Genomic DNA, 21,064 nt, shown 5'->3' with positions numbered 1-21,064 from the left:
GAATTTCCGCCTCGACAGCGGCTGACAATTGATCCGCAGGCACACTTCGCGCCAACAATCCCAGATCAACGGCTTCGGCGGCATCAAACAGACGAGCCGACATAAAAACGCGGCGCGCGCGCGCCTCGCCCATACGGGCGGTGACGTAAGGCCCGATTGTTGCCGGGATCAGACCCAGCCGCGTTTCGGTCAATCCCATCTTCAGACTGTCGACCCCAATAGCGATGTCGCACACAGCCGCCATCCCGACGCCACCGCCAAAAGCGTTGCCTTGCAATGCCCCGATCAGAGGCTTGGGCATCGTATTCAGGGCTTGCAACATCTCGGCAAGCTTGCGGGCCTCGGTAAAGCGCGTCGCTTTATCCGCCGCCATCTGGTCCTGCATCCAACCCAGATCGCCACCCGCACAAAAGCTTTTGCCATGCGCCGCAAGGACAACTACTCGAACATCAGCATCCTGACCCAATTGCTCTGCGGCTTGGGTCAGTTCGGTGATCATCAGGCCAGACAAGGCGTTGTGCTTCTCAGGCCGGTTCAGGGTCAGAGTGGCAACACCACGTGAATCCGTTGAAATCGCGAGTGTTTCAAACATGTCAGCCCCTTAGCGCCTTTGCCATCTGTGCAGCTTCTTCAATCACAGCAAGATCCAGCCCCGTCTCGTATCCAAGCCTCTGCAAATGGGCGGCGACGGCTTCGGTTGCCACATTGCCTTCCGCGCCCGGCGCATAAGGGCAACCGCCCAACCCGCCCACGGCCGCATCAAACACGCGCACGCCCAGCGCCAGCGCCGCATCGATATTGTCGATTGCGCGCCCATTGGTGTCGTGGAAATGCCCCGCCAGCCGCGTTACGGGAACCCTTTCACGCACCGCCAAAAGCATATGCGCGATCTTGTCCGGCGTCCCCTGCCCGATCGTATCGCCCAACGAGACCTCGTAACAGCCCAGAGCAAACAATTTGTCTGCAACCTCGGCCACCTTCTCGGGCGGTGTCGGACCATCGTAGGGGCAATCGGTCACGCAAGAGACGTAACCACGGACCGGCAGGTCGATATGGCGCGCCGCTTCAAGAATCGACGTGAACCGCTCAATCGATTCCGCGATTGACGCGTTGACATTAGCTTTGGAAAACCCCTCGGAGGCCGAAGCAAACACGGCAATCTCGTCTGCCTTGGCCGCCAGCGCATCCTCATACCCGCGCATATTGGGCGTTAGCGCCGCGTAGCGGATTCCATCCGCGCGGTTGATCCCGGCCAGAACTTGCGCCGACCCGGCCATCTGCGGCACCCATTTTGGGGACACAAAACTTGCGACTTCAATCCGGCGGAACCCGGCCCGGCTGAGGCAGTCGATCAATGCAACCTTGTCAGCGACCGGTATCTCATTCTTTTCGTTTTGCAGCCCATCGCGCGGCCCTACTTCATAAATCTCGACCTGATCACCCATGCCTGCGCTCCTCCCGGCTTATTTTCATTACACTACGGATTGCCCGACCGTGCCATGTGCGGCGACGCGGGTACAGATCACTCTTCCTCCAAACGCACCAGCGCTGCCCCGGCCTCGACCTGAGTGCCCTCTTCGACCAACACCTCGGCCACAACGCCGTCACGCGCCGCCAGCAGGGAATGCTCCATCTTCATCGCCTCTAGAATGGCTAGGCGATCACCCTCCTGCACCGCTTGCCCCGCTGTTGCAAAGACCGCTTTGACCAGACCCGGCATCGGGGCCTCGATCACGTTGGTGTCGCCTGTGGCACTGGAATCTCTGTCCAGCGGGTCGATCAGATCAAAGCTGCGGCCATAGTCCGAGAACACGGTCAGCGTCGATCCGTTGACAGAAACCCGAGGCATAGGCGCACCATTCAGCGCCCAGCGATTCGAGGTCCGCTCGGCCAAGACGCGATCCTCTCCAATCTGCCAAATCTGACGATCTGGCCCGTCGACTTGCACGTCCAGATCCAAAACGTCGCCCCGATCCGACAGTTGCACGGCCCGATGCAACGGGGCCCAGAGCGAAAACCCAGTTTCCGGTTCAACGTCCACAAGGTTCAAGGCCGTCATCCCAGCTGCAACAATTGCCGCGACCGAAGGCTCTGGTTCCTGAACCAGTGTTTCGAGATCACGTCCGATCAAGCCCGTATCCACGTCGCCTGAGGCAAACCCTGCATGACGGGTCAACGCCCCCAGGAAGGCAAGGTTTGTTACGGTACCCGCCACTTCGGTTTGCTGAAGCGCGCGATGCAATGTTTCAAGCGCAACTGCGCGGGTCGACCCATGCACAACCACCTTGGCAATCATCGGGTCATACCAGGGACTGATCGTATCCCCGGCCCGCACGCCACTGTCAGCGCGACAATTGGCTGGGAAACTCAGATGTGTCAGCGTTCCTGTTGCGGGCAGAAACCCTTTCGGGACGTCTTCGGCATAAAGCCGTGCCTCGAACGCATGGCCCTGAATAGAAAGGTCTTCCTGTTGCTTCGGCAAGGTCTCACCCGCCGCGACGCGCAATTGCCATTCGACAAGATCGACGCCGGTGATCGCTTCGGTCACAGGGTGTTCCACCTGCAGGCGCGTGTTCATCTCCATGAACCAAAACCTGTCGGGGCGCAGACCGTCCGAGGCGTCCACGATGAATTCAACCGTGCCCGCGCCCTTGTATCCAATCGCCTCGGCGGCACGCACGCCCGCCTGCCCCATCGCCGCGCGCATTTCCAGCGTCATACCCGGGGCCGGAGCCTCTTCGATCACTTTCTGATGCCGCCGTTGCAGAGAGCAGTCGCGTTCAAACAAATGCACCGCATGAGCGCCGTCACCGAAGACCTGGACTTCAATGTGGCGCGGCTTGGCGACGAATTTCTCGACCAGCACCGCATCATTGCCGAACGCTGTCTTTGCCTCGCCCCGGGCGCTGTCCAGCGCAGCGGCGAAATCCTCAGGCCGCTCGACAAGACGCATTCCTTTGCCGCCACCGCCTGCGACGGCTTTGATCAGAACGGGATACCCGATGGTATCCGCTGCGCCCGCCAAGTGTTCAGGGTCCTGATTGTCACCGTGATAGCCCGGAACCACCGGAACGCCAGCTTGCTCCATCAGAACCTTGGCCGCGTCTTTCAGACCCATCTTGCGGATTGCATCCGCTGAAGGGCCAATGAAAACTAGCCCTGCAGCCTCAACCGCATCCACGAAATCCGGGTTTTCCGACAGAAACCCATAACCGGGATGGATTGCCTGCGCGCCGGTGTCGAGCGCCGCCTGAATGATCACATCTCCCTTCAAATAACTCTCAGCCGGGGCCGCACCACCGATATGCACGGCCTGATCCGCCATCTGCACATGCTTGGCCGAGGCATCCGCGCCCGAATACACCGCAACGCAGGACACGCCCATTTTCTGAGCAGTTTCCATCACCCGACAGGCGATCTCTCCCCGGTTGGCAATCAGGATTTTGTTGAACATCTTTTTCACCCTTCCAAAGCCAAGTCTTCCACCAGCCGAAACCGTTCGCATACGAGTTTCATCTCGGGATCAAACCCGCCGTTTCTTTGGAAATAGCGACGATGATGGTCTTGCCATTCTTCGAGCGTTTCAGTCTCACCTTCCGCCAAAGCGAAATCCTCTGTCACGTCACAGTACCGCTGAATTGAAACATCTAGGGTTTCAATGACCAACGCCGGTGTATCATCCCAGTTCAGCGCAATATCGCAGCGACCGGGCTTGGGCATTTCTAAGCTGCCTTCAGGATATTTACTCAGCGCATCACAGGTCGCTGTTTTGCGACCGCTGCGGACCAATGCCAACAGTTCAGCGCTCAACACTGCGTTGTCGCCAAATTTGAATGTCTGAGCGCCGGGATAGCGGGCCGTTAGGGTTTTCAAGCTCACGCTCATCTTACATCCTGAACACGCCGAAACGTGTCTCCTCAATCGGTGCATTCAACGCCGCACTCAGCGACAGGGCCAGCACATCACGAGATTTGCGCGGGTCGATGATGCCGTCATCCCAAAGTCGGGCCGAGGCATAGAGCGGGTGGGACTGCTCTTCGAACATCTCCAGCGTTGGGCGTTTGAATTCGGTCTCTTCCTCGGCCGACCATGTGCCGCCTTGCCGTTCAATCCCATCGCGTTTGACGGTGGCCAGTACCCCTGCGGCCTGCTCACCGCCCATCACGGAAATCCGCGAGTTTGGCCAGGTCCACAAGAACCTTGGCTGATAGGCCCGACCGGCCATGCCATAGTTCCCGGCCCCGAACGAGCCCCCCACCAGCATGGTAATCTTGGGTACTGAGGTCGTCGCCACCGCCGTCACCATCTTGGCCCCGTGCCGGGCGATGCCTTCGTTTTCGTATTTCCGTCCCACCATGAAGCCGGTGATGTTCTGCAGGAACACAAGCGGCGTCTTGCGCTGCGAACACAGCTCCACAAAATGCGCGCCCTTCTGAGCGGCCTCAGAAAACAACACACCATTGTTGGCAATTATGCCGACCGGGCAGCCTTTGACATGGGCGAACCCGGTTACCAACGTGTCGCCAAAGCGCGGTTTGAACTCATCGAACCGAGAGCCATCAACCAGCCTCGCAATGACCTCGCGGATGTCGTAGGGCGTGCGCAGATCGGCGGGGACAACACCCAGAATTTCCTCGGGGTCGTAAGCAGGGTCTTCTGAGGATTCGAACCGTAGGCCGGGCTTCAGCCCGGCACCGCCCAACGACCCAACCGCCCGCCGCGCTAAGGCCAGCGCATGGGCGTCATCCTCGGCCAGATAATCCGCCACGCCGGACAAGCGGGTGTGGACGTCTCCCCCACCCAATTCCTCGGCACTGACAACCTCGCCCGTCGCGGCCTTGACCAGAGGTGGCCCGGCCAGAAAGATCGTGCCCTGCTCTTTCACGATGATTGTCACATCTGACATCGCAGGCACATAGGCCCCGCCCGCCGTACACGACCCCATCACCACCGCGATCTGAGCGATCCCCTTGGCGCTCATCCGCGCCTGATTGTAGAAGATGCGGCCAAAATGGTCTCGGTCAGGGAAGACCTCATCCTGATTGGGCAGGTTCGCACCGCCGCTATCGACCAGATAGATGCAGGGCAGATGGTTTTCCTCGGCAATCTCTTGCGCGCGTAGATGTTTCTTGACCGACATCGGGTAATACGTGCCGCCCTTTACGGTGGCGTCGTTGCACACCACCATAACCTCGCGCCCCTGCACGCGGCCAATCCCGGCAATCACGCCGGCACAAGGCGCGGCATCGCCATACATCCCATGCGCCGCCGTCGCGCCGATTTCCAGAAACGGAGAGCCCGCGTCCAGCAGGTTCGCCACCCTGCGTCTGGGGAGCATCTTGCCCCGTGACTCATGCCGAGCGCGGGATTTCTCGCCACCGCCCAACCTTGCCGCTTCGGCCGCAGCGGAGATTTGGGCCAGCGCGTCAAGATGGGCCTCGCGGTTTGCTTTGAAGCCCTCAGAGGTTGTTATTGCTTTACTAGTGAGCTTCATTGGCTCTCCTCCCTCTGTTCTACCCAATCGGCCAAAGAAACCGCGCCTATGTATCGTCCGAAAGACACTAGGGCAGCACATTCCGTGTCAAAGTTTGGTGTCTCACAACGACTGGCAACGCTTGTTTTATTCAAAAGCTCCAATCGCTTTTGATAGAAGTGTTTTTGCGGGGGCAAAGCGTTCAGATTTTCTGGAAGACCATCCACAATTGCTTTGGACCGGTCCACGAAATTTGAAGCCAAGTTGCTAAAGCAAAAATGGCTGTCGGTGGAGAATCGACAATAGCCTAGGATCACCGCTATGCACTCTTGTGTTTTTCCAGCCTGATCCAGTTTGCCTTCTGCACTGGCAAGGCAACGCTCTGTCCAAGCATAGGGACTACTTTGGTTTGCCAAGCTCACGGCTGGCGCTGCAGTGCAGGCAACGACGAACAGAGTTGCGACATATAGACTCTTCATCGTAGCGCCGCCTCCCCCGCCGCCCGCGCCTTCAGTTCCTTCCGGATCACCTTCCCCGTCACCGTCATCGGCAGTTCCTCCAGAAACGCCACCTCACGTGGGTAGGAGTAATGCGCCAGACGGTCCTTGACCCAATCCTGCAGCTCCTGCTCTGCAGCCTGAGCCCCCGGTTTCAGCACCACATACGCCTTGACGATCTCGGTCCGCAGCGGGTCGGGCTTGCCGACCACACCCACCGTAGCCACTGCCGGGTGGGTCAGCAGGCAATCCTCGATCTCGGCAGGGCCAATGCGGTATCCGGCTGAGGTAATCACGTCGTCATCGCGCCCCACAAAGCGCAAGTAGTCGCCCTCCCAAACGCCGCGGTCTCCGGTGATCAACCAATCGCCCTGGAATTTCTCAGCCGTCGCCTCGGGACGTTTCCAGTATTCCAGCAGCATCGAGGCTGACCCGCGCCGGATCGCCACGTCGCCTTCCTCGGTCGTTGGATTGCCGTTCTCATCGATCACCGCCACCTCATGCCCCGGCACCGGCTTGCCGATGCAGCCGGGCTGCACCGGAAAATCCTCGGCGCAAGAGGACACCACCATATTGCATTCGGTCTGGCCGTAGAATTCATTGATCGTTAGACCAAACGCCTTTTGCCCCCAGGCCAGCATCTCGGCCCCCAAGGGCTCGCCCCCGGACGCGACCGAGCGCAGGCCGGAAATGCCCTGATCTGCCGCTTTCAGCATTCGCAAGGCCGTGGGCGGAAAAAACACGTTGCGCACCCCGCCGCGCGCAACAATATCGGCGCAGGCTTCGGGCGTGAATTTCTCAAGCCGCGCCGCGACCACGGGAATACCAAGCGCCAGGCCCGGCATCAGCACATCGAACAAACCGCCGATCCATGCCCAATCTGCCGGAGTCCACAGGCAATCGCCCTCACGCAAATGGTTATGACTGATCGAGACACCCGGCAAATGCCCAGTCAGCACCCGGTGCCCGTGCAAAGCCCCCTTTGGGCTGCCGGTGGTGCCCGAAGTATAGATCAGCACCGCAGGATCATTGGGGCCTGTGTCGGCGAACGGCAGGGATGGGCCCGCCTCGCCTATTTCAGATGCAATCAGAGCCTCGGCCATATCGCCCAGCAATTCAGCGCCCTCGGCATCGGTCAGCACAATTTTGGCACCAGCATCACCAACCCGCGACCGCAGGGCATCCTGTTTGAACAGTTTGAACAGCGGAACTGAGATCGCCCCGATCTTCCAAATGGCCAGATGGGCGGCGGCACACCACGGGGACTGGCTGAGCAACACGCCGACGCGATCTCCGGGCTGCACGCGGCGCAACAGTGCGCGGGCAAGATCATCCGCCATCTGATCCAGTTGGCCATAGGTCACACTGCGGGGATCCGAACCAGTCAGATCAACAACCGCCACTTGATCTTTTGCATGGCGCAGGCATTGCTGCGCCATGTTGAGCCGATCTGGCAGGTCCCAGCTTCCCTCCGGGCGCAATCCCGGTATGCGCTCAGTGGTTAGCACGGCAAATTCTCCTTATTTTGCTGACACTTCCGTGAATCTTATCGCCGCCAGCTTTCACAGGAATTTGATACAGATCAGAGTGCTCAAGGCTCTGCTCTGCGACGTCAGACGCATCAACAGAACCAAAGGCAATACAATGACCAAAAAGCTCGCCGCATTGACCCTGTCCACCGCGCTGGTTGCGATGGCCGCCCCTGCGTTTGCTCAATCGCAAGGTGACTGGACCGTCGGCGTCGGTGTGGGTTATCTGGACCCGAAATCCGACAACGGCACGATTGCAGGTGCACCTGCCACCATCGACGCAGATACGCGCCCGATCTTCACCGCTGAATACTTCATCCGTGACAACCTGGGTATCGAACTGCTGGCCGCCACCCCGTTCAAACACACAATCGCTTTGGGCGGTGTTGATGCGGCTACAGTCAAGCACCTGCCGCCCACCCTGTCGGTGAACTATCACTTCCCGACCAACAGCGCGTGGAAACCATATGTTGGTGCCGGCCTGAACTACACCATCTTCTTTGACGAACAGACTGCTCTGGGCGATCTCAAGGTCGATGACTCCTTCGGCGTTTCGCTGCAGGCCGGTCTGGACTACATGGTCAGCGACAAAGGCGCGGTCCGTCTGAACGTACGCTGGTTCGACATCGACTCGGACGTTTCGCTGAACGGTACCAATATCGGCACCGCAGAAATCGATCCGTTCCTTGTCGGCGTTTCCTACGTCCATAAGTTCTGATCCCATCTTACAAGCGCCCCGTGGTTCCCTCGTCTGCGGGGCGTTTTTGTGTTCAGAGCATTTCGGCCATCAACTCACGGCCAATCAGCATCCGGCGAATCTCGCTGGTGCCCGCACCGATCTCCATCAGCTTTGCATCGCGGAACATCCGGCTCACTGGCGCGTCGGACAGAAAGCCTGCCCCACCCAGCGCCTGAACCGCCTGATGCGCCTGCACCATCGACTGCTCCGAGGCGTACAGGCAGCACGCCGCCGCGTCCTGACGCGTTACATCCCCCCGATCACATGCCTTGGCGACCTCGTACACATAGGCCCGCGCCGAGTTCATAGCGGTGTACATGTCGGCGATCTTGCCCTGCATCAACTGGAAGCTGCCGATAGGTTTGCCGAACTGCTTGCGCTCGGCCAGGTACGGCATCACCTCGTCCAGACAGGCGGCCATGATGCCGGTGCCGATCCCTGCCAGAACCACACGTTCGTAATCCAGCCCAGACATGAGCACAGCCACGCCTTTTCCCTCTTCACCCAGAACGTTCTCGAATGGCACCTCGACGTCTTCAAAGATCAGTTCAGCCGTGTTCGACCCGCGCATCCCAAGTTTGTCGAAATGGGGTGAGGTCGAAAAACCCTTCATCTCTTTTTCGATCAGAAAAGCCGTAATGCCCTTGGATCCGGCATCGGGATCTGTCTTGGCGTAGACGACCAGAGTATCCGCGTCAGGCCCGTTGGTGATCCAGTATTTGTTCCCATTCAGACGGTAATGATCGTTCCGTTTTTCGGCCCGCAGCTTCATCGACACAACATCGGAACCGGCCGAAGGTTCCGACATGGCCAGCGCGCCCACATGCTCGCCCGAGATCAGGCGCGGCAGGTATTTCTGCTTCTGCTCTTCATTGCCGTTCAGCTTGATCTGGTTCACGCACAGGTTCGAATGCGCCCCGTATGACAGGGAAACCGAGGCCGAAGCCCGCGCAATCTCTTCGACGGCGATCGTATGCGCCAGATAGGACATGCCCGCGCCGCCATATTCCTCGGGCACTGTGACACCCAAAAGGCCAAGCTCTCCCATCTCTTTCCACAACTCGTTCGGAAAGGCATTGGTCAGGTCGATCTCAGCCGCCATCGGCTTGACCCGTTCCTGTGCCCAGCGATGCACCATCTCGCGCAGGGCATTCACATCCTCACCCAGATCAAACTTCATCGTGGCCATGAACATCTGCGTTCTCCCTTCGCATTAATGAACAAGTGTTCAATAAATAAGTAACAGCGAATCCAGGCCCGGTCAATCTTTGTGAAACGCCTCAACGCAAAACGCCGCCCAAACCGGGCGGCGCGCATAGGATTGAGCGTGCGCTGCAAGCGCACTCCACATGGTTACGATTGATAGACCGCGCCCACTTCGGCTCGGATAATTCGCGCGATCAGTTGGCAGTCCTCAAGCGAAAAGGTCAACGGCACGCGCATATCCATGACACCAGCCAAAACGCGATCGCTTTCCGGCATGGGCTCACTATCGAAATAACGCCAACTGTCATACCGTGACGTGAACCCGGTTGGCTCTGCCCCCCCGAACCATTTCAGCTCGACACCACGCGCCGCGCAACGGCTGATCACGTCGGCAATCCGTTCGGGCAACCAATCCAACAGCAGGAACTGGATCGAAGACCCCACATAGGTTTCCTCCTCGGGCCGCTCGACCATGGTCAGGCCTGGCGTGCCACGCAACCCGGCCTCAATCTCGCGATAACGTTCGTTCCAACGCTGAACCTGCCGGTCCAGATCCCGCAATTGCGGACGCAGGATCGCCGCGCGCAAGTTGTCCATGCGGCCCGACACGTTTGGGGTCGTATACTTAATCCGTTCAAACACCTCGGGCCCCGGCGCGGCCAAATGGCGCTCGTACAGCATGTAGGACCCCGACAGCATCGTGGCTTTGGCCGCCAGTTCTTCGTCATCGGTGACAAGCAACCCGCCCTCGCCCGAGTTGACATGCTTGTAGGTTTGGCACGAATAGCAGCCGATTGCGCCCTGCCGCCCGGACAATTGGCCCCGCCAGGCCGCGCCCATCGTATGTGCGCAGTCTTCGATCACGACCACCCCGGCGGCGTCGCACATCTGCATCAACCGGTCCATGTCACACAGATGACCGCGCATGTGGCTCAGCATCAGCACACGAGCCTGATCCAGTTTGCGCTCAAGATCATCCAAATCGATGGTCAGGCTTTCTGTCACGCCAACGAAGATCGCCCGCCCGCCAACCGAAGCAATCGACCCCGGCACCGGGGCCAGCGTGAAGGCGTTGGTCAGCACCGGATCACCGGGCTGAACCCCAACAGCGCGAAGGGCGGTGGCCAGCGCATAGCCGCCAGACGACACAGCCAGACAGTATTTTGCCCCCATCTGCGCCGCGAATTCCTGCTCCAGCAAGGCCGTTTCACCCAACTCGCCCGCTGCCACGTTATATCGATGCAGACGCCCGTGGCGCAGAACGGCCAAAGCCGCTTCAATCGCGTCCTCGGGGAGGGGTTCCTGCTGCGTGAAATTGCCTGAGAATGTTTCGGTCATGATCTCGTTCTGAGGCTCCGACAAGGTTCGGTCAAGACGCTACGCCGCCGCACCAATCAAAGCAGGCACAAGCGAAGGCAAATCGTCAAAATGATGCAACAGGGCTTCGGGTTCCAATGCCGCCATGTCATCCCCTGATGGACCAAAGGTCACAAGGACCGACGGAACCCCGGCTGCCTTTGCCGTATTGCGATCCGTATCCGAGTCTCCGATCAACACGCATAAATCGGGATCTCCCCCCGCGCGACGGGCCGCTTCTCGCAGCGGGGCCGGATCTGGTTTGCGAACCGGCAATGTATCTGCCCCGACCAGCGAGGCAAAGCGGTCCCGCACCCCCATACGCGTCAGCAACAATTCGGCCAAATGCTCCGGTTTGTTCGTGCATATGCCAACGCCGTATCCCGCACTGCTGAGCATTTCGACCGCCTGCAACGCGCCGGGATAAAAGCTGGTGTGGGTGTCTATGTCCTGCGCGTAAGCTTCAAGCAGCACCGGGTAATAGGCGTGGACCGTATCCTCATCAAAGGCACCGACGCGCTTAAGCCCATGGGTCAACATCATGCGTCCACCGCGCAACGCGACACCAGAATCCTGCCCGTGGACCAGCACATCGCCATGCCCCATCTCGCGAAAACAGTGGTTCGCTGCGGCCAGCAAGTCACCCGACGTGTCCGCCAATGTGCCGTCCAAATCGAATATGACGGTGCGCATATTGTCTCCTTATTCGGCAGGTTTTCGCCGTGTCCTGTTTCAATCGGCAATCTTGTTTGATGGCCGAACGGCTTGCGCCTTTGACCTCAGCGGATAAAACGGTCGGCACCAAAACACAAAGAGAAAACGATTTCATGAGCACCGCCCTTGTCATCCTCGCCGCCGGAAAAGGCACCAGGATGAATTCGGATCTTCCCAAAGTCCTGCATCCCATCGCCCAAGTGCCGATGCTTGTCCACGCGATGCGCGCCGGGTCCGTTCTGTCGCCCGAGCGGACGGTGATTGTAACCGGCCATGGGTCCGAAGCTGTGGCAAAGGTTGCGCAGGGCGAAGACGAAGAGGCGCAGATCGCTGTTCAGGAAGAACAGCAAGGCACCGCTCACGCAGTTGCTCAGGCGCGGCAAGCGCTGGAAGGGTTCGAAGGCGATGTCGTGGTTCTTTACGGTGACACCCCGTTTCTGCAACCCGACACTCTGGAACGAATGATCGAGGCGCGGTCGCGGAACGATCTGGTCATTCTCGGCTTCGAAGCCGCGGACCCGGCACGATATGGCCGGTTGGTCATGAAAGGCGACAGCCTGGAACGCATCGTCGAATTCAAGGACGCCACAGATGAAGAACGCACCATAACATTTTGTAACTCTGGGCTTCTGGCCTGTGACGGGCAGCTTTTGTTTTCGCTGATTGATGAGGTCGGCAACGACAACGCCTCGGGTGAATACTATCTGACTGACGTTGTGGAAATTGCGCGCAAACGTGGGCTGAACGTGACCGCTGTCGCCTGTGACGAAGCGCAAACGCTGGGTGTGAACTCGCGCGCGGATCTGGCTGCGGCGGATGCCGTGTTCCAATCCCGTGCCCGCGCTGAGCTGTTGGACATGGGCGTCACCTTGATGGCTCCTGAAACGGTTTTTCTGGCCGCCGATACCGTGATCGGGCGCGATACGGTGGTTGAACCCAACGTGGTTTTCGGTCCCGGTGTCACGGTGGAAAGCGGCGCGACGATCCGGGCTTTTTCGCATCTTGAAGGCTGTCATGTCAGCCGTGGCGCGATTATTGGGCCCTACGCTCGTCTGCGCCCCGGTGCCGAGCTTGCGGAAAACACGCGGGTTGGAAACTTCGTCGAAATCAAAAATGCCGAAATCGCCGAAGGTGCCAAGGTCAACCACCTGAGTTATATTGGCGATGCGTCGGTGGGGGCGGCAACAAATATCGGCGCAGGAACAATCACCTGCAACTATGACGGCGTGATGAAGCACAAGACCACCATCGGTGAGAATGTCTTTATTGGGTCGAACACCATGTTGGTGGCACCTGTGACCGTAGGTGACGGCGCGATGACGGCGACGGGCACCGTCGTGACCAGGAATGTGGACCCTGATGCGCTGGCAGTCGCCCGCGCCAAGCAGGAAAACAAGCCCGGATATGCGCGTAAATTGTTTGATATGTTGAAGGCGAAGAAGGCTCGCCGCGATAAAGAGGCCTGAGATATGTGTGGAATTGTAGGTGTTCTGGGGCAGCATGAAGCGGCCCCTATTCTGGTAGAGGCCCTGAAACGGCTGGAGTATCGCGGCTATGACAGCGCCGGGATAGCAACCGTCAATGATGGCGCGCTAGGTCGACGGCGCGCGGTCGGTAAGCTGGTGAACCTCAGCGATCTGCTGGTGCATGACCCATTGCCCGGAAAATCGGGCATTGGCCACACCCGTTGGGCCACTCATGGCGCGCCCACGGTCAACAATGCGCATCCGCACAAAGCGGGGCCTGTGGCAGTAGTTCACAATGGCATCGTTGAAAATTATCGCGAATTGCGGGCCGAACTGGCGGAACATGGCGTCGATTTCAAGACCGAGACCGATACGGAAACCGTTGCCCTGATGACCGAGCATCACCTCAACGCGGGCCTTTCGCCGGTTGAGGCCGCGTTCAAGACCATCGATCAACTGGAAGGCGCCTTTGCGTTGGCGTTTCTGTTCGACGGGGAAGACGACCTGATCGTGGCCGCCCGCAAGGGATCGCCGCTGGCTATCGGCCACGGGGACGGTGAGATGTATGTCGGATCTGACGCTATCGCGCTGGCACCGTTGACCAATCAGATCACGTATCTTGAGGAGGGCGACCGTGCGGTTCTGACCCGCACTTCGCTAGAGATCCGTACCGAAGCTGGCGAGCTGGCCAACCGCGAAAAGCGCAAGATCAAACTGGATCATACGCGTGCCGACAAAGGCGAGCACAAGCACTTCATGGCCAAAGAAATTGCCGAACAGCCCATCGTTGTGGCCGAGGCAATCCGGTCCTACCTGCCCACCAGCGGAGACCGGGTTGTGCTGCCCGATACAGATCTGGATTTCAGCAAGCTGGACCGCCTGACCATGGTGGCATGCGGCACTGCTTTTTATGCCTGCTTGACCGCCAAATACTGGTTCGAGCAACTGGCCAAGATGCCGGTTGAGGTCGATATCGCGAGCGAGTTCCGCTATCGCGAACCTCCGATCACCGACCGGACTCTGGCGCTGTTTGTCAGCCAGTCAGGGGAAACCGCCGATACGCTGGCCGCATTGCGTTATTGCGAAGGCAAGGCCGACAAGATCGTTTCAGTTGTGAATGTCCCGGAAAGTTCGATTGCGCGCGAAAGCGATATTGCTCTGCCAATCCATGCCGGTGTCGAGATTGGCGTGGCCTCAACCAAGGCGTTCACCTGCCAGTTGAGTGTGCTGTTGATGCTGGCTTTGAAGGCCGCTGCTGACCGGGGCACTCTGACAGACGAAGAAATTGCCGATCATGCTGCAGCACTGCGCGGATTGCCAACCGTTCTGAACGCGGCGCTGGATCAGAACCGGTCGATCCGCAAAGCTGCCCAGCGCTTGTCCGAGGCGCGCGACGTTCTGTTTCTGGGCCGTGGCCTGATGTATCCGCTGGCTCTGGAGGGTGCGCTGAAACTGAAGGAAATCAGCTACATCCACGCCGAAGGTTACGCGTCCGGAGAGCTGAAACACGGCCCCATCGCTTTAATTGACAAGCACATGCCTGTGGTGGTCATGGCCCCCCGGGATACTGTGTTCGACAAGACTGTTTCGAACATGCAGGAAGTCATGGCACGCAAAGGCAAAGTGATCCTTGTGTCGGATGATGACGGTATCGCCGAAGCCGGGGATGAGGTCTGGAGCAAGATCCGCATGCCCCATGTTCATCACAATCTGACACCGATCCTCTATTCCGTTCCTGCACAGCTGCTGGCCTATCATACTGCCGTCGCCAAGGGCACCGATGTGGATCAGCCCCGCAATCTGGCAAAATCAGTTACGGTAGAGTGAACCATGGCCAAACGATTCCCTCAGCTTGAAGACGCCCACCGGAAATTCATCGAAGATCAGCACATGTTCTTCGTCGGCACCGCCGGGGCTGAGGGGCAGGTCAATATTTCCCCGAAAGGGATGGATTCGCTGCGGGTCTTGGGCCCCAACCGCATCGTCTGGATGAACCTTACCGGCAGCGGCAATGAAACAGCAGGCCACCTGATGCAGGTTAACCGAATGACGCTGATGTGGTGTTCCTTCGGCACCCGTCCCCTGATCCTGCGCACTTATGGAACCGCGCGTACCCTGCATGTCGGGGACGAGGGTTGGGACGAACTGGCTGTCCTGTTCCCCAATCATCGCAGCGCACGGCAAATCTATGACCAGTCCATTGAAATAGTGCAGACTTCGTGCGGATATGCCGTTCCTTTCATGGAGTTCCAGTCCGACCGCGATACAATGCAGAAATGGGTCGACGGAAAATCCGACGATGAAATCCGCGCCTACTGGGCTGAGAAAAACGGGCAGACAATTGACGGTAAGCCCACCGGTGTTCCGGTCTGATCTGATGCTCGCCAGGTTCCTCGATCAAATCAAAGCCCATGCCGATGCCGAGCGTGCGGATCAAATGGCCAGCTATCACAAGGTGGATCGCGTCTACCTTGGTGTTGCGAACCCCGTTTTGAACGACCTGAGCAAAGCATGGCGGAAGGAACTGGATGTCGCGGCACGTGTCGAATTGGCCAACGGGCTTTGGCAGACCAACATTCACGAAGCCCGCGTTGCGGCAGCCAAATTACTGACTCAGGCGCGCATCCGGCCAGATGACGCAGTGTGGGCCCTTTTGCAAAGCTGGTTACCTGATTTCGATGCCTGGGCTATCGCCGACCACGCCAGCACGGCAATGCAAAAGCGGCTTTCAGCTGACCCTGATCGTCTACACGACGTTGAACAGTGGACCCGATCCGACCATATGTGGACCCGCCGCGCCGCGCTGGTTGCAACTCTGCCCTGGACAAAACAGAACCACCCCAAGCCGGAAGACCTGCAGCGCCGCGACCGTATCCTCAGCTGGGCCGCCGGATATGTCCCGGATCGCGACTGGTTTATTCAAAAGTCCATAGCTTGGTGGCTGCGTGAGCTGTCCAAACATGACCCAGATCGCGTGATTGCATTTCTGGAAGAACATGGCGACGCGATGAAGTCTTTCGCCCGCCGCGAAGCTGGCAAGTTTCTGAAGGATCAGTTGGCGTAGACCTCGACCTCGACCAGTTCATCCAGCGGCACCAGCAAGGCCCGCATGGCGTCCAGCGACAACCGGCTGCCACCACTGGCAGGGCCTGGGATCGGAACCAGAGTGATGTAGGCTTGCGCCCCCGTTCTGGGCACAACCACGCGTGCCGTTACCTCACTCTCGACCAAAGGCGTCTGCATCCAACGCCCCGGCGTGGTCGGATCTCCCAGCCCCGCGACGGTGGTTCTGGCTCCAGCCCAACTGGGGCGCGCTGAAACTGGTTCCGGCTCCAGAACTTCCTCGGAAACAGCGGTCGCAGTCTCATCGTCGGCAACGGTCTGCGCGGGTGCGTCGCTTCGCCCGAAGACGCGGTCGGTCGTGGACCGGACAGTATCGCAACCGGCAGCCAACACACACAGAATTACAAGTGCTTTCTTCATGCCCAAATCCTACAGCCCTGCGCGCATCTGTACCAGCGTAAAGCACAGTTCACCCTTGTCGGGACCCGGTTCCGGCTTTACCTATTACGCCATGACAGCTCCGCTTATCGACCCGTTTGCCCGCGCCATCACCTATCTCCGCGTTTCCGTCACGGACCGCTGCGATTTCCGCTGCGTGTATTGCATGTCCGAGAACATGACCTTTCTGCCCAAGAAAGACCTGCTAACGCTGGAAGAGCTGGATCGGATGTGCTCGACCTTTGTGAAGATGGGTGTGGAGAAGTTGCGCATCACGGGCGGAGAGCCCTTGGTCCGCCGCAATATCATGACCTTCTTCAACGCCATGACCCGTCACCTGGACAGCGGCGCCTTGAAAGAACTCACGCTGACCACAAACGGTTCGCAATTGCATCGCTTTTCAGAAGACCTCTATGCAGCCGGCGTGCGGCGGGTGAATGTTTCGCTGGATACGTTGGACGATGACAAATTCGCCAAAGTCACGCGCTGGGGGCGCTTGAAACAAGTGCTGAACGGCATCGACGCCGCGCAGAAAGCGGGCTTGCGGATTAAGATCAACGCGGTCGCGCTTAAGGGATTCAACGAACCCGAACTGCCCAAAATCACCGAATGGTGCGCAGAGCGTGACATGGACCTCACCTGGATCGAAGTCATGCCCATGGGCGACATCGGCAACGAAGACCGTCTGGATCAATACTGGTCTCTCAAGGACGTTCGCAAGGAATACGAAAACCACTATTCCGTTACCGACTTGGCCGAGCGCACCGGCGGCCCGGCCCGCTATGTCCGACTGGAGGAGACAGGGCAGAAGATCGGCTTCATCACACCGCTGTCCCACAACTTCTGTGAAAGCTGTAACCGCGTGCGCCTGACCTGTACCGGTGAACTGTATATGTGTTTGGGCCAGGAAGACATGGCTGATCTGCGCGCACCACTACGCGATCACCCCGAAAGCGAAGCGCCGTTAGAGGACGCAATCCGGGCCGCGATCAACCTCAAGCCCAAGGGTCACGACTTCGACTATTCCCGTCAGGCCGTCGATGGCCAGATGAGCCGTCACATGAGCCATACAGGCGGCTGACATGCCCGGCGCAGACGACCGCCCGACGCTGCTGTACAGGCTGTACTGCGGCTTTACTGCTCTTGCGCAACCCCTGGCTTGGCGAACCGTGCGCAACAAGCTGCGCGCAGCTGATGTACCCGAGAACCGCGAGAGGGAACGGCTTGGCCACGCCAGCCTGCCCCGTCCATCTGGCCGTCTGATCTGGTTTCATGCCGCCAGTGTGGGCGAAAGCCTGTCGGTCCTTAGCCTGATCAAACGGTTGGCAGACCGCCTACCGGATGCCGAATTCCTGATCACCTCCGGCACGCCCACCTCAGCCGCACTGATCGCCAAACGCCTGCCGCCCAGAACGCGGCATCAATACCCACCGCTGGATACTGCAGGCCCTGTCACACGTTTTCTCTCTCATTGGCGGCCCGACGCGGGCATCTTCGTCGAAAGCGAAATATGGCCCCACCTGATCGTGGAAAGCCATCGGCAGCACATCCCGCTTGCACTTCTAAACGCCCGCCTGTCTGAAAAATCTGTCAGAGGTTGGAAAAAACGCCCCGACACGGCGCGTTTCATTCTGTCCAAATTCCGTCTGTTTCTAACCCAGAATAACAAAACCGCAGCCGATCTGATCGACATCGGCGCAGCGCCAGACCGTGTGCATCCGGGCACCAATCTCAAGGCAATGTCCGATCCGCTGCCGGTGGATCAGGCTGTGTTGCAGGATATCCAATCTCAGGTCGCAGACCGCCCGGTCTGGATTGCAAGCTCAACCCATGCTGGCGAAGAAGAAACCGTTCTGAACGCGCACAAGACACTGCTTGAACGCTGGCCGAACTTGCTCTTGCTGTTGATACCGCGCCACCCAGAGCGTCGGGGCGACATTGGTTCGCTGATCCAAGACGCTGATATGCCTGCTTCTTTCCGATCCAGGGACGAACCGATCAGTGAAAACACCCAAATATACGTCGCCGATACTTTGGGAGAGACCGGCACCTGGTACGCTCTGTGTCCGATTGTATTTCTCGGCGGTTCGCTGAAAGAAATCGGAGGCCACAACCCTTTTGAGCCTGCTCAAGCCGGGGCTTCGGTGATCACGGGCCCGGGTTACTTTAACTTTGCCGAGACCTTTGCCCCGCTGATTAAATCCGGTGGCGCAATCGAGGTTCAAACTGCGGTTGAACTCTCCGATACCGTGACGCACTGGTTGTCAGACCACAATGCCCTTCAATCCGCACAAAAAGCAGCCCGGTCTTGCGTAAACACGCAGTCAGATGCCCTTGAAACCGTCATCGACACCCTCTGTGCAGAGCTTGACCTGCACAAACTGGATCCTTCTTCATCTGGCTGAAAATACCTCGGGGGTGTGGGGGCAGAGCCCCCACGCTGTTCATTAAGCGGCCGGCATCCGTTGTTCGACAATCTCTGCCCACCAGCTGCAACCGGACGGGATGGCCTCGTCGTTGAAATTGTACTCCGGGTGATGAACCATGGCGGTGTCGCCGTTGCCCACAAGGATATAAGCCCCTGGACGTTCTTCCAGCATGAACGCAAAGTCTTCGCCGCCCATCACCAACGGAGCTTCTTCGCAATCCCCGGATACTGACTTTGCCACATCCGCTGCAAACGCGGTCTGCTCGTCGCTGTTCACCATCACCGGATAGCCACGGATATAGGTCACGTCCGCGGTGCCTCCGAACGTTGTTGCCACGCCCGTGCAAATCTCTTTGATCCGCTTTTCAGCCAGATCGCGCATGTCCTTGCTCATGGTACGCACGGTCCCTTTGATCTGCACAGTTTGCGGGATCACGTTGAAGGCTTTCGACGAGGTCTCGAACGACGTAACCGACACAACAACCTGATCAATCGGATCCGCATTTCGGGACGCAATGGTTTGCAAAGCCAAAACCGCCTGCGCCGTCATCACCGTCGTATCCACCGTGTCCTGCGGCTTGGCCGCGTGTCCGCCGCGCCCTTCAAACGTGATGTCGAACTGATCGGTGGCTGCAAAGAACGAGCCAGGCCGAATGGCAAAGCTGCCAACCGGTTTACCCGGCCAGTTGTGCATTCCGTATACTTCCTGGATGTTCCAGCGGTCCATCATCCCGTCTTCGCACATCTCTCGGCCTCCGCCGCCGCCTTCTTCGGCGGGTTGGAAAATCACCACAACGGTGCCGTCGAAGTTGCGGGTTTCCGACAGGTACTTGGCAGCGCCCAGCAACATCGCTGTGTGACCGTCATGGCCGCAAGCATGCATGGCACCCGGTGTTTTCGAGGCGTATTCCAGTCCCGTCGCCTCATGGATCGGCAGCGCATCCATGTCTGCACGCAGACCAATCACCTTGCCCCTGCTGTCCGACTTGCCCTTGATCACACCCACAACTCCGGTGCGTCCGATGCCGGTGACAACCTCATCACAACCGAACTCTTTCAACTTTTCGGCCACGACCGCGCTGGTGCGGTGTGTTTCGAACAGGATTTCCGGGTTTTCGTGCAGATCCCGTCGCCATGCGGTGATCTCATCCTGTAATTCGGCAAATCGGTTTTTAACTGGCATGTCTTCTCTCTCCTAATTCAAGCCGCCGGCATCCGGCGCTCGACCATTTCCGCAAACCACGAGCACCCGATCGGGATGATCTCGTCGTTGAAGTTGTATTCGGGGTGGTGCAACCCGGCGCTGTCTCCGTTGCCCAGAACGATGAAGGCTCCGGGCCGTTCTTCCAACATGAACGAGAAATCCTCGCCCCCCATCACCATCGAAGCCTCGACACAACTGCCACCAACAGAAACAGCGGCTTCTTCGGCATAACCTGTCTGTTCTTCGGCATTGATCGTCACCGGTACACCGCGCGTGTAATCGACGTTCACTGAACCACCGAATGTCGCAGCGATCCCTTCGGCGACCACTTTGAGGCGTTTTTCAATCAAGTCGCGCAGCTCGTTCGAGTGCGTGCGCACCGTGCCGCGTATCTGCGCAGATTGCGGGATCACGTTGAATGCTTTGGACGACGTCTCGACCGACGTTACAGACAGGACACCCTGCTGAATTGGGTCCGCATTGCGCGACACAATCGTTTGCAAAGCCACGATCAATTGCGATAGTATCACCGTCGTATCCACAGTCTCATGCGGTTTCGCCGCGTGACCGCCCCGCCCTTCCAACTGAATCGAGAACTCATCCGCCGCCGCAAGCAACGGCCCCGACCGGATCGCAAACTGCCCGGTGGGCAGGCCCGGAACATTGTGCATAGCATAGACTTCCTGAATGCCGAACCGGTCCATCAGACCGTCCTTGCACATGGCTTCGGCCCCATTGCCGCCTTCTTCGGCAGGTTGGAAAATCACCACCGCCGTTCCATCAAAATTGCGGGTCTCAGCCAGATATTTCGCTACGCCCAAAACCATTGCCGTATGCCCGTCATGACCGCAGGCATGCATCGCATTTTCCGTTTTCGAGGCATAGTCCAGCCCGGTTTGTTCCTGCATCGGCAGAGCATCCATGTCTGCGCGCAACCCGATCACGCGGCCC

20 protein-coding genes are annotated in these 21,064 nt (G+C 58.8%); 7 read left to right on the top strand and 13 right to left on the bottom strand.

The annotated features are described in order from the left end of the window. The 7 genes from AC2FNU_RS17475 to AC2FNU_RS17445 all read right to left on the bottom strand — a co-directional run. On the bottom strand, positions 1-592 hold a 592-nt coding region (locus AC2FNU_RS17475), incomplete at its 3' end, for an enoyl-CoA hydratase-related protein (RefSeq protein WP_496790862.1). Position 593: 1 nt separating this feature from the next. Beyond that, positions 594-1,445, bottom strand: a complete 852-nt coding sequence (locus tag AC2FNU_RS17470; RefSeq protein ID WP_496790859.1) for a hydroxymethylglutaryl-CoA lyase — start codon at positions 1,443-1,445, stop codon at positions 594-596. 77 nt (positions 1,446-1,522) lie between these two features. Beyond that, a complete protein-coding gene (locus AC2FNU_RS17465; RefSeq protein ID WP_496790857.1) occupies positions 1,523-3,454 on the bottom strand; it encodes an acetyl/propionyl/methylcrotonyl-CoA carboxylase subunit alpha in 1,932 nt (643 codons plus the stop codon). 5 nt (positions 3,455-3,459) lie between these two features. Then, positions 3,460-3,885, bottom strand: a complete 426-nt coding sequence (locus tag AC2FNU_RS17460) for an ASCH domain-containing protein (RefSeq protein WP_496790854.1) — start codon at positions 3,883-3,885, stop codon at positions 3,460-3,462. A gap of 1 nt (position 3,886) precedes the next feature. Continuing rightward, the gene (locus AC2FNU_RS17455; RefSeq protein ID WP_496790851.1) at positions 3,887-5,494 is read right to left on the bottom strand and encodes a carboxyl transferase domain-containing protein; all 1,608 of its coding nucleotides are present in this window, start codon (positions 5,492-5,494) and stop codon (positions 3,887-3,889) included. Then, on the bottom strand, positions 5,491-5,952 hold the full coding sequence (locus tag AC2FNU_RS17450) for a hypothetical protein (RefSeq protein ID WP_496790850.1): 462 nt from the start codon (positions 5,950-5,952) through the stop codon (positions 5,491-5,493). The genes AC2FNU_RS17455 and AC2FNU_RS17450 overlap by 4 nt, the downstream gene beginning before the upstream one ends. After that, positions 5,949-7,478, bottom strand: coding sequence for an AMP-binding protein (locus AC2FNU_RS17445; protein ID WP_496790848.1), 1,530 nt, complete (start codon positions 7,476-7,478; stop codon positions 5,949-5,951). Before AC2FNU_RS17445 ends, AC2FNU_RS17450 begins: the two co-directional genes overlap by 4 nt. A 136-nt stretch (positions 7,479-7,614) precedes the next feature. Here AC2FNU_RS17445 and AC2FNU_RS17440 point away from each other — a divergent pair, with 136 nt between their 5' ends. Then, on the top strand, positions 7,615-8,217 hold the full coding sequence (locus AC2FNU_RS17440) for an OmpW/AlkL family protein (RefSeq protein ID WP_496790846.1): 603 nt from the start codon (positions 7,615-7,617) through the stop codon (positions 8,215-8,217). Between the two features lie 52 nt (positions 8,218-8,269). Here the strand turns inward: AC2FNU_RS17440 and AC2FNU_RS17435 are convergent, their stop codons facing one another. The 3 genes from AC2FNU_RS17435 to AC2FNU_RS17425 all read right to left on the bottom strand — a co-directional run bounded on the left by AC2FNU_RS17435 (position 8,270) and on the right by AC2FNU_RS17425 (position 11,493). Continuing rightward, positions 8,270-9,433, bottom strand: coding sequence for an isovaleryl-CoA dehydrogenase (locus AC2FNU_RS17435; RefSeq protein ID WP_496790845.1), 1,164 nt, complete (start codon positions 9,431-9,433; stop codon positions 8,270-8,272). A 158-nt stretch (positions 9,434-9,591) separates the two neighbouring features. Continuing rightward, positions 9,592-10,782, bottom strand: a complete 1,191-nt coding sequence (locus AC2FNU_RS17430; RefSeq protein ID WP_496790844.1) for a DegT/DnrJ/EryC1/StrS family aminotransferase — start codon at positions 10,780-10,782, stop codon at positions 9,592-9,594. A 39-nt stretch (positions 10,783-10,821) separates the two neighbouring features. Then, the gene (locus tag AC2FNU_RS17425; RefSeq protein WP_496790840.1) at positions 10,822-11,493 is read right to left on the bottom strand and encodes an HAD-IA family hydrolase; all 672 of its coding nucleotides are present in this window, start codon (positions 11,491-11,493) and stop codon (positions 10,822-10,824) included. Between the two features lie 134 nt (positions 11,494-11,627). On the opposite strand from AC2FNU_RS17425, the gene glmU reads away from it, so the two are divergent. The 4 genes from glmU to AC2FNU_RS17405 are packed head-to-tail and all read left to right on the top strand — an operon-like array spanning position 11,628 to position 16,044. After that, complete coding sequence (gene glmU / locus AC2FNU_RS17420; RefSeq protein WP_496790837.1) at positions 11,628-12,980, top strand: bifunctional UDP-N-acetylglucosamine diphosphorylase/glucosamine-1-phosphate N-acetyltransferase GlmU; 1,353 nt, start codon at positions 11,628-11,630, stop codon at positions 12,978-12,980. 3 nt (positions 12,981-12,983) lie between these two features. Then, positions 12,984-14,807, top strand: a complete 1,824-nt coding sequence (gene glmS, locus AC2FNU_RS17415) for a glutamine--fructose-6-phosphate transaminase (isomerizing) (RefSeq protein ID WP_496790836.1) — start codon at positions 12,984-12,986, stop codon at positions 14,805-14,807. A 3-nt stretch (positions 14,808-14,810) separates the two neighbouring features. Then, positions 14,811-15,353: a pyridoxamine 5'-phosphate oxidase family protein gene (locus AC2FNU_RS17410; protein WP_496790834.1), complete on the top strand. Its 543-nt coding sequence runs from the start codon at positions 14,811-14,813 to the stop codon at positions 15,351-15,353. A gap of 4 nt (positions 15,354-15,357) precedes the next feature. After that, positions 15,358-16,044 (top strand): DNA alkylation repair protein, encoded by a 687-nt coding sequence (locus tag AC2FNU_RS17405; RefSeq protein ID WP_496790832.1) that lies wholly within the window; start codon positions 15,358-15,360, stop codon positions 16,042-16,044. Here AC2FNU_RS17405 and AC2FNU_RS17400 read toward each other — a convergent pair. Beyond that, complete coding sequence (locus AC2FNU_RS17400; protein WP_496790828.1) at positions 16,032-16,463, bottom strand: hypothetical protein; 432 nt, start codon at positions 16,461-16,463, stop codon at positions 16,032-16,034. The genes AC2FNU_RS17405 and AC2FNU_RS17400 overlap by 13 nt on opposite strands. A 91-nt stretch (positions 16,464-16,554) precedes the next feature. Between AC2FNU_RS17400 and moaA the strand changes: the two genes are divergently transcribed. Together moaA and AC2FNU_RS17390 are read left to right on the top strand one after the other, a co-directional pair. Beyond that, positions 16,555-17,562: a GTP 3',8-cyclase MoaA gene (moaA, locus tag AC2FNU_RS17395; protein WP_171092643.1), complete on the top strand. Its 1,008-nt coding sequence runs from the start codon at positions 16,555-16,557 to the stop codon at positions 17,560-17,562. A gap of 1 nt (position 17,563) precedes the next feature. Next, positions 17,564-18,886 (top strand): 3-deoxy-D-manno-octulosonic acid transferase, encoded by a 1,323-nt coding sequence (locus AC2FNU_RS17390; protein ID WP_496790825.1) that lies wholly within the window; start codon positions 17,564-17,566, stop codon positions 18,884-18,886. A 42-nt stretch (positions 18,887-18,928) separates the two neighbouring features. On the opposite strand, the gene AC2FNU_RS17385 is transcribed toward AC2FNU_RS17390, so the two are convergent. Together AC2FNU_RS17385 and AC2FNU_RS17380 are read right to left on the bottom strand one after the other, a co-directional pair. Then, the gene (locus AC2FNU_RS17385) at positions 18,929-20,092 is read right to left on the bottom strand and encodes a M20 aminoacylase family protein (protein WP_496790822.1); all 1,164 of its coding nucleotides are present in this window, start codon (positions 20,090-20,092) and stop codon (positions 18,929-18,931) included. A 17-nt stretch (positions 20,093-20,109) separates the two neighbouring features. Next, positions 20,110-21,064 (bottom strand): amidohydrolase (locus tag AC2FNU_RS17380; RefSeq protein WP_496790819.1); only part of this gene is annotated, 955 nt, incomplete at its 5' end.

The organism is Ruegeria sp. BHSB064 (assembly GCF_059613205.1).
This window is presented reverse-complemented; position numbering and strand designations above follow the sequence as displayed.

What these genes read in the sequence shown, in the direction of transcription:
- AC2FNU_RS17410 (WP_496790834.1), top strand. Translation starts at nt 14,811, where the DNA reads ATGGCCAAACGATTCCCTCAGCTTGAAGACGCCCACCGGAAATTCATC.
- AC2FNU_RS17400 (WP_496790828.1), bottom strand. Translation starts at nt 16,463, where the DNA reads ATGAAGAAAGCACTTGTAATTCTGTGTGTGTTGGCTGCCGGTTGCGAT.
- AC2FNU_RS17460 (WP_496790854.1), bottom strand. Translation starts at nt 3,885, where the DNA reads ATGAGCGTGAGCTTGAAAACCCTAACGGCCCGCTATCCCGGCGCTCAG.
- AC2FNU_RS17455 (WP_496790851.1), bottom strand. Translation starts at nt 5,494, where the DNA reads ATGAAGCTCACTAGTAAAGCAATAACAACCTCTGAGGGCTTCAAAGCA.
- AC2FNU_RS17430 (WP_496790844.1), bottom strand. Translation starts at nt 10,782, where the DNA reads ATGACCGAAACATTCTCAGGCAATTTCACGCAGCAGGAACCCCTCCCC.
- AC2FNU_RS17405 (WP_496790832.1), top strand. Translation starts at nt 15,358, where the DNA reads ATGCTCGCCAGGTTCCTCGATCAAATCAAAGCCCATGCCGATGCCGAG.
- AC2FNU_RS17465 (WP_496790857.1), bottom strand. Translation starts at nt 3,454, where the DNA reads ATGTTCAACAAAATCCTGATTGCCAACCGGGGAGAGATCGCCTGTCGG.
- AC2FNU_RS17390 (WP_496790825.1), top strand. Translation starts at nt 17,564, where the DNA reads ATGCCCGGCGCAGACGACCGCCCGACGCTGCTGTACAGGCTGTACTGC.
- AC2FNU_RS17470 (WP_496790859.1), bottom strand. Translation starts at nt 1,445, where the DNA reads ATGGGTGATCAGGTCGAGATTTATGAAGTAGGGCCGCGCGATGGGCTG.
- moaA (WP_171092643.1), top strand. Translation starts at nt 16,555, where the DNA reads ATGACAGCTCCGCTTATCGACCCGTTTGCCCGCGCCATCACCTATCTC.
- glmU (WP_496790837.1), top strand. Translation starts at nt 11,628, where the DNA reads ATGAGCACCGCCCTTGTCATCCTCGCCGCCGGAAAAGGCACCAGGATG.
- AC2FNU_RS17435 (WP_496790845.1), bottom strand. Translation starts at nt 9,433, where the DNA reads ATGTTCATGGCCACGATGAAGTTTGATCTGGGTGAGGATGTGAATGCC.
- AC2FNU_RS17425 (WP_496790840.1), bottom strand. Translation starts at nt 11,493, where the DNA reads ATGCGCACCGTCATATTCGATTTGGACGGCACATTGGCGGACACGTCG.
- AC2FNU_RS17450 (WP_496790850.1), bottom strand. Translation starts at nt 5,952, where the DNA reads ATGAAGAGTCTATATGTCGCAACTCTGTTCGTCGTTGCCTGCACTGCA.
- AC2FNU_RS17440 (WP_496790846.1), top strand. Translation starts at nt 7,615, where the DNA reads ATGACCAAAAAGCTCGCCGCATTGACCCTGTCCACCGCGCTGGTTGCG.
- AC2FNU_RS17385 (WP_496790822.1), bottom strand. Translation starts at nt 20,092, where the DNA reads ATGCCAGTTAAAAACCGATTTGCCGAATTACAGGATGAGATCACCGCA.
- glmS (WP_496790836.1), top strand. Translation starts at nt 12,984, where the DNA reads ATGTGTGGAATTGTAGGTGTTCTGGGGCAGCATGAAGCGGCCCCTATT.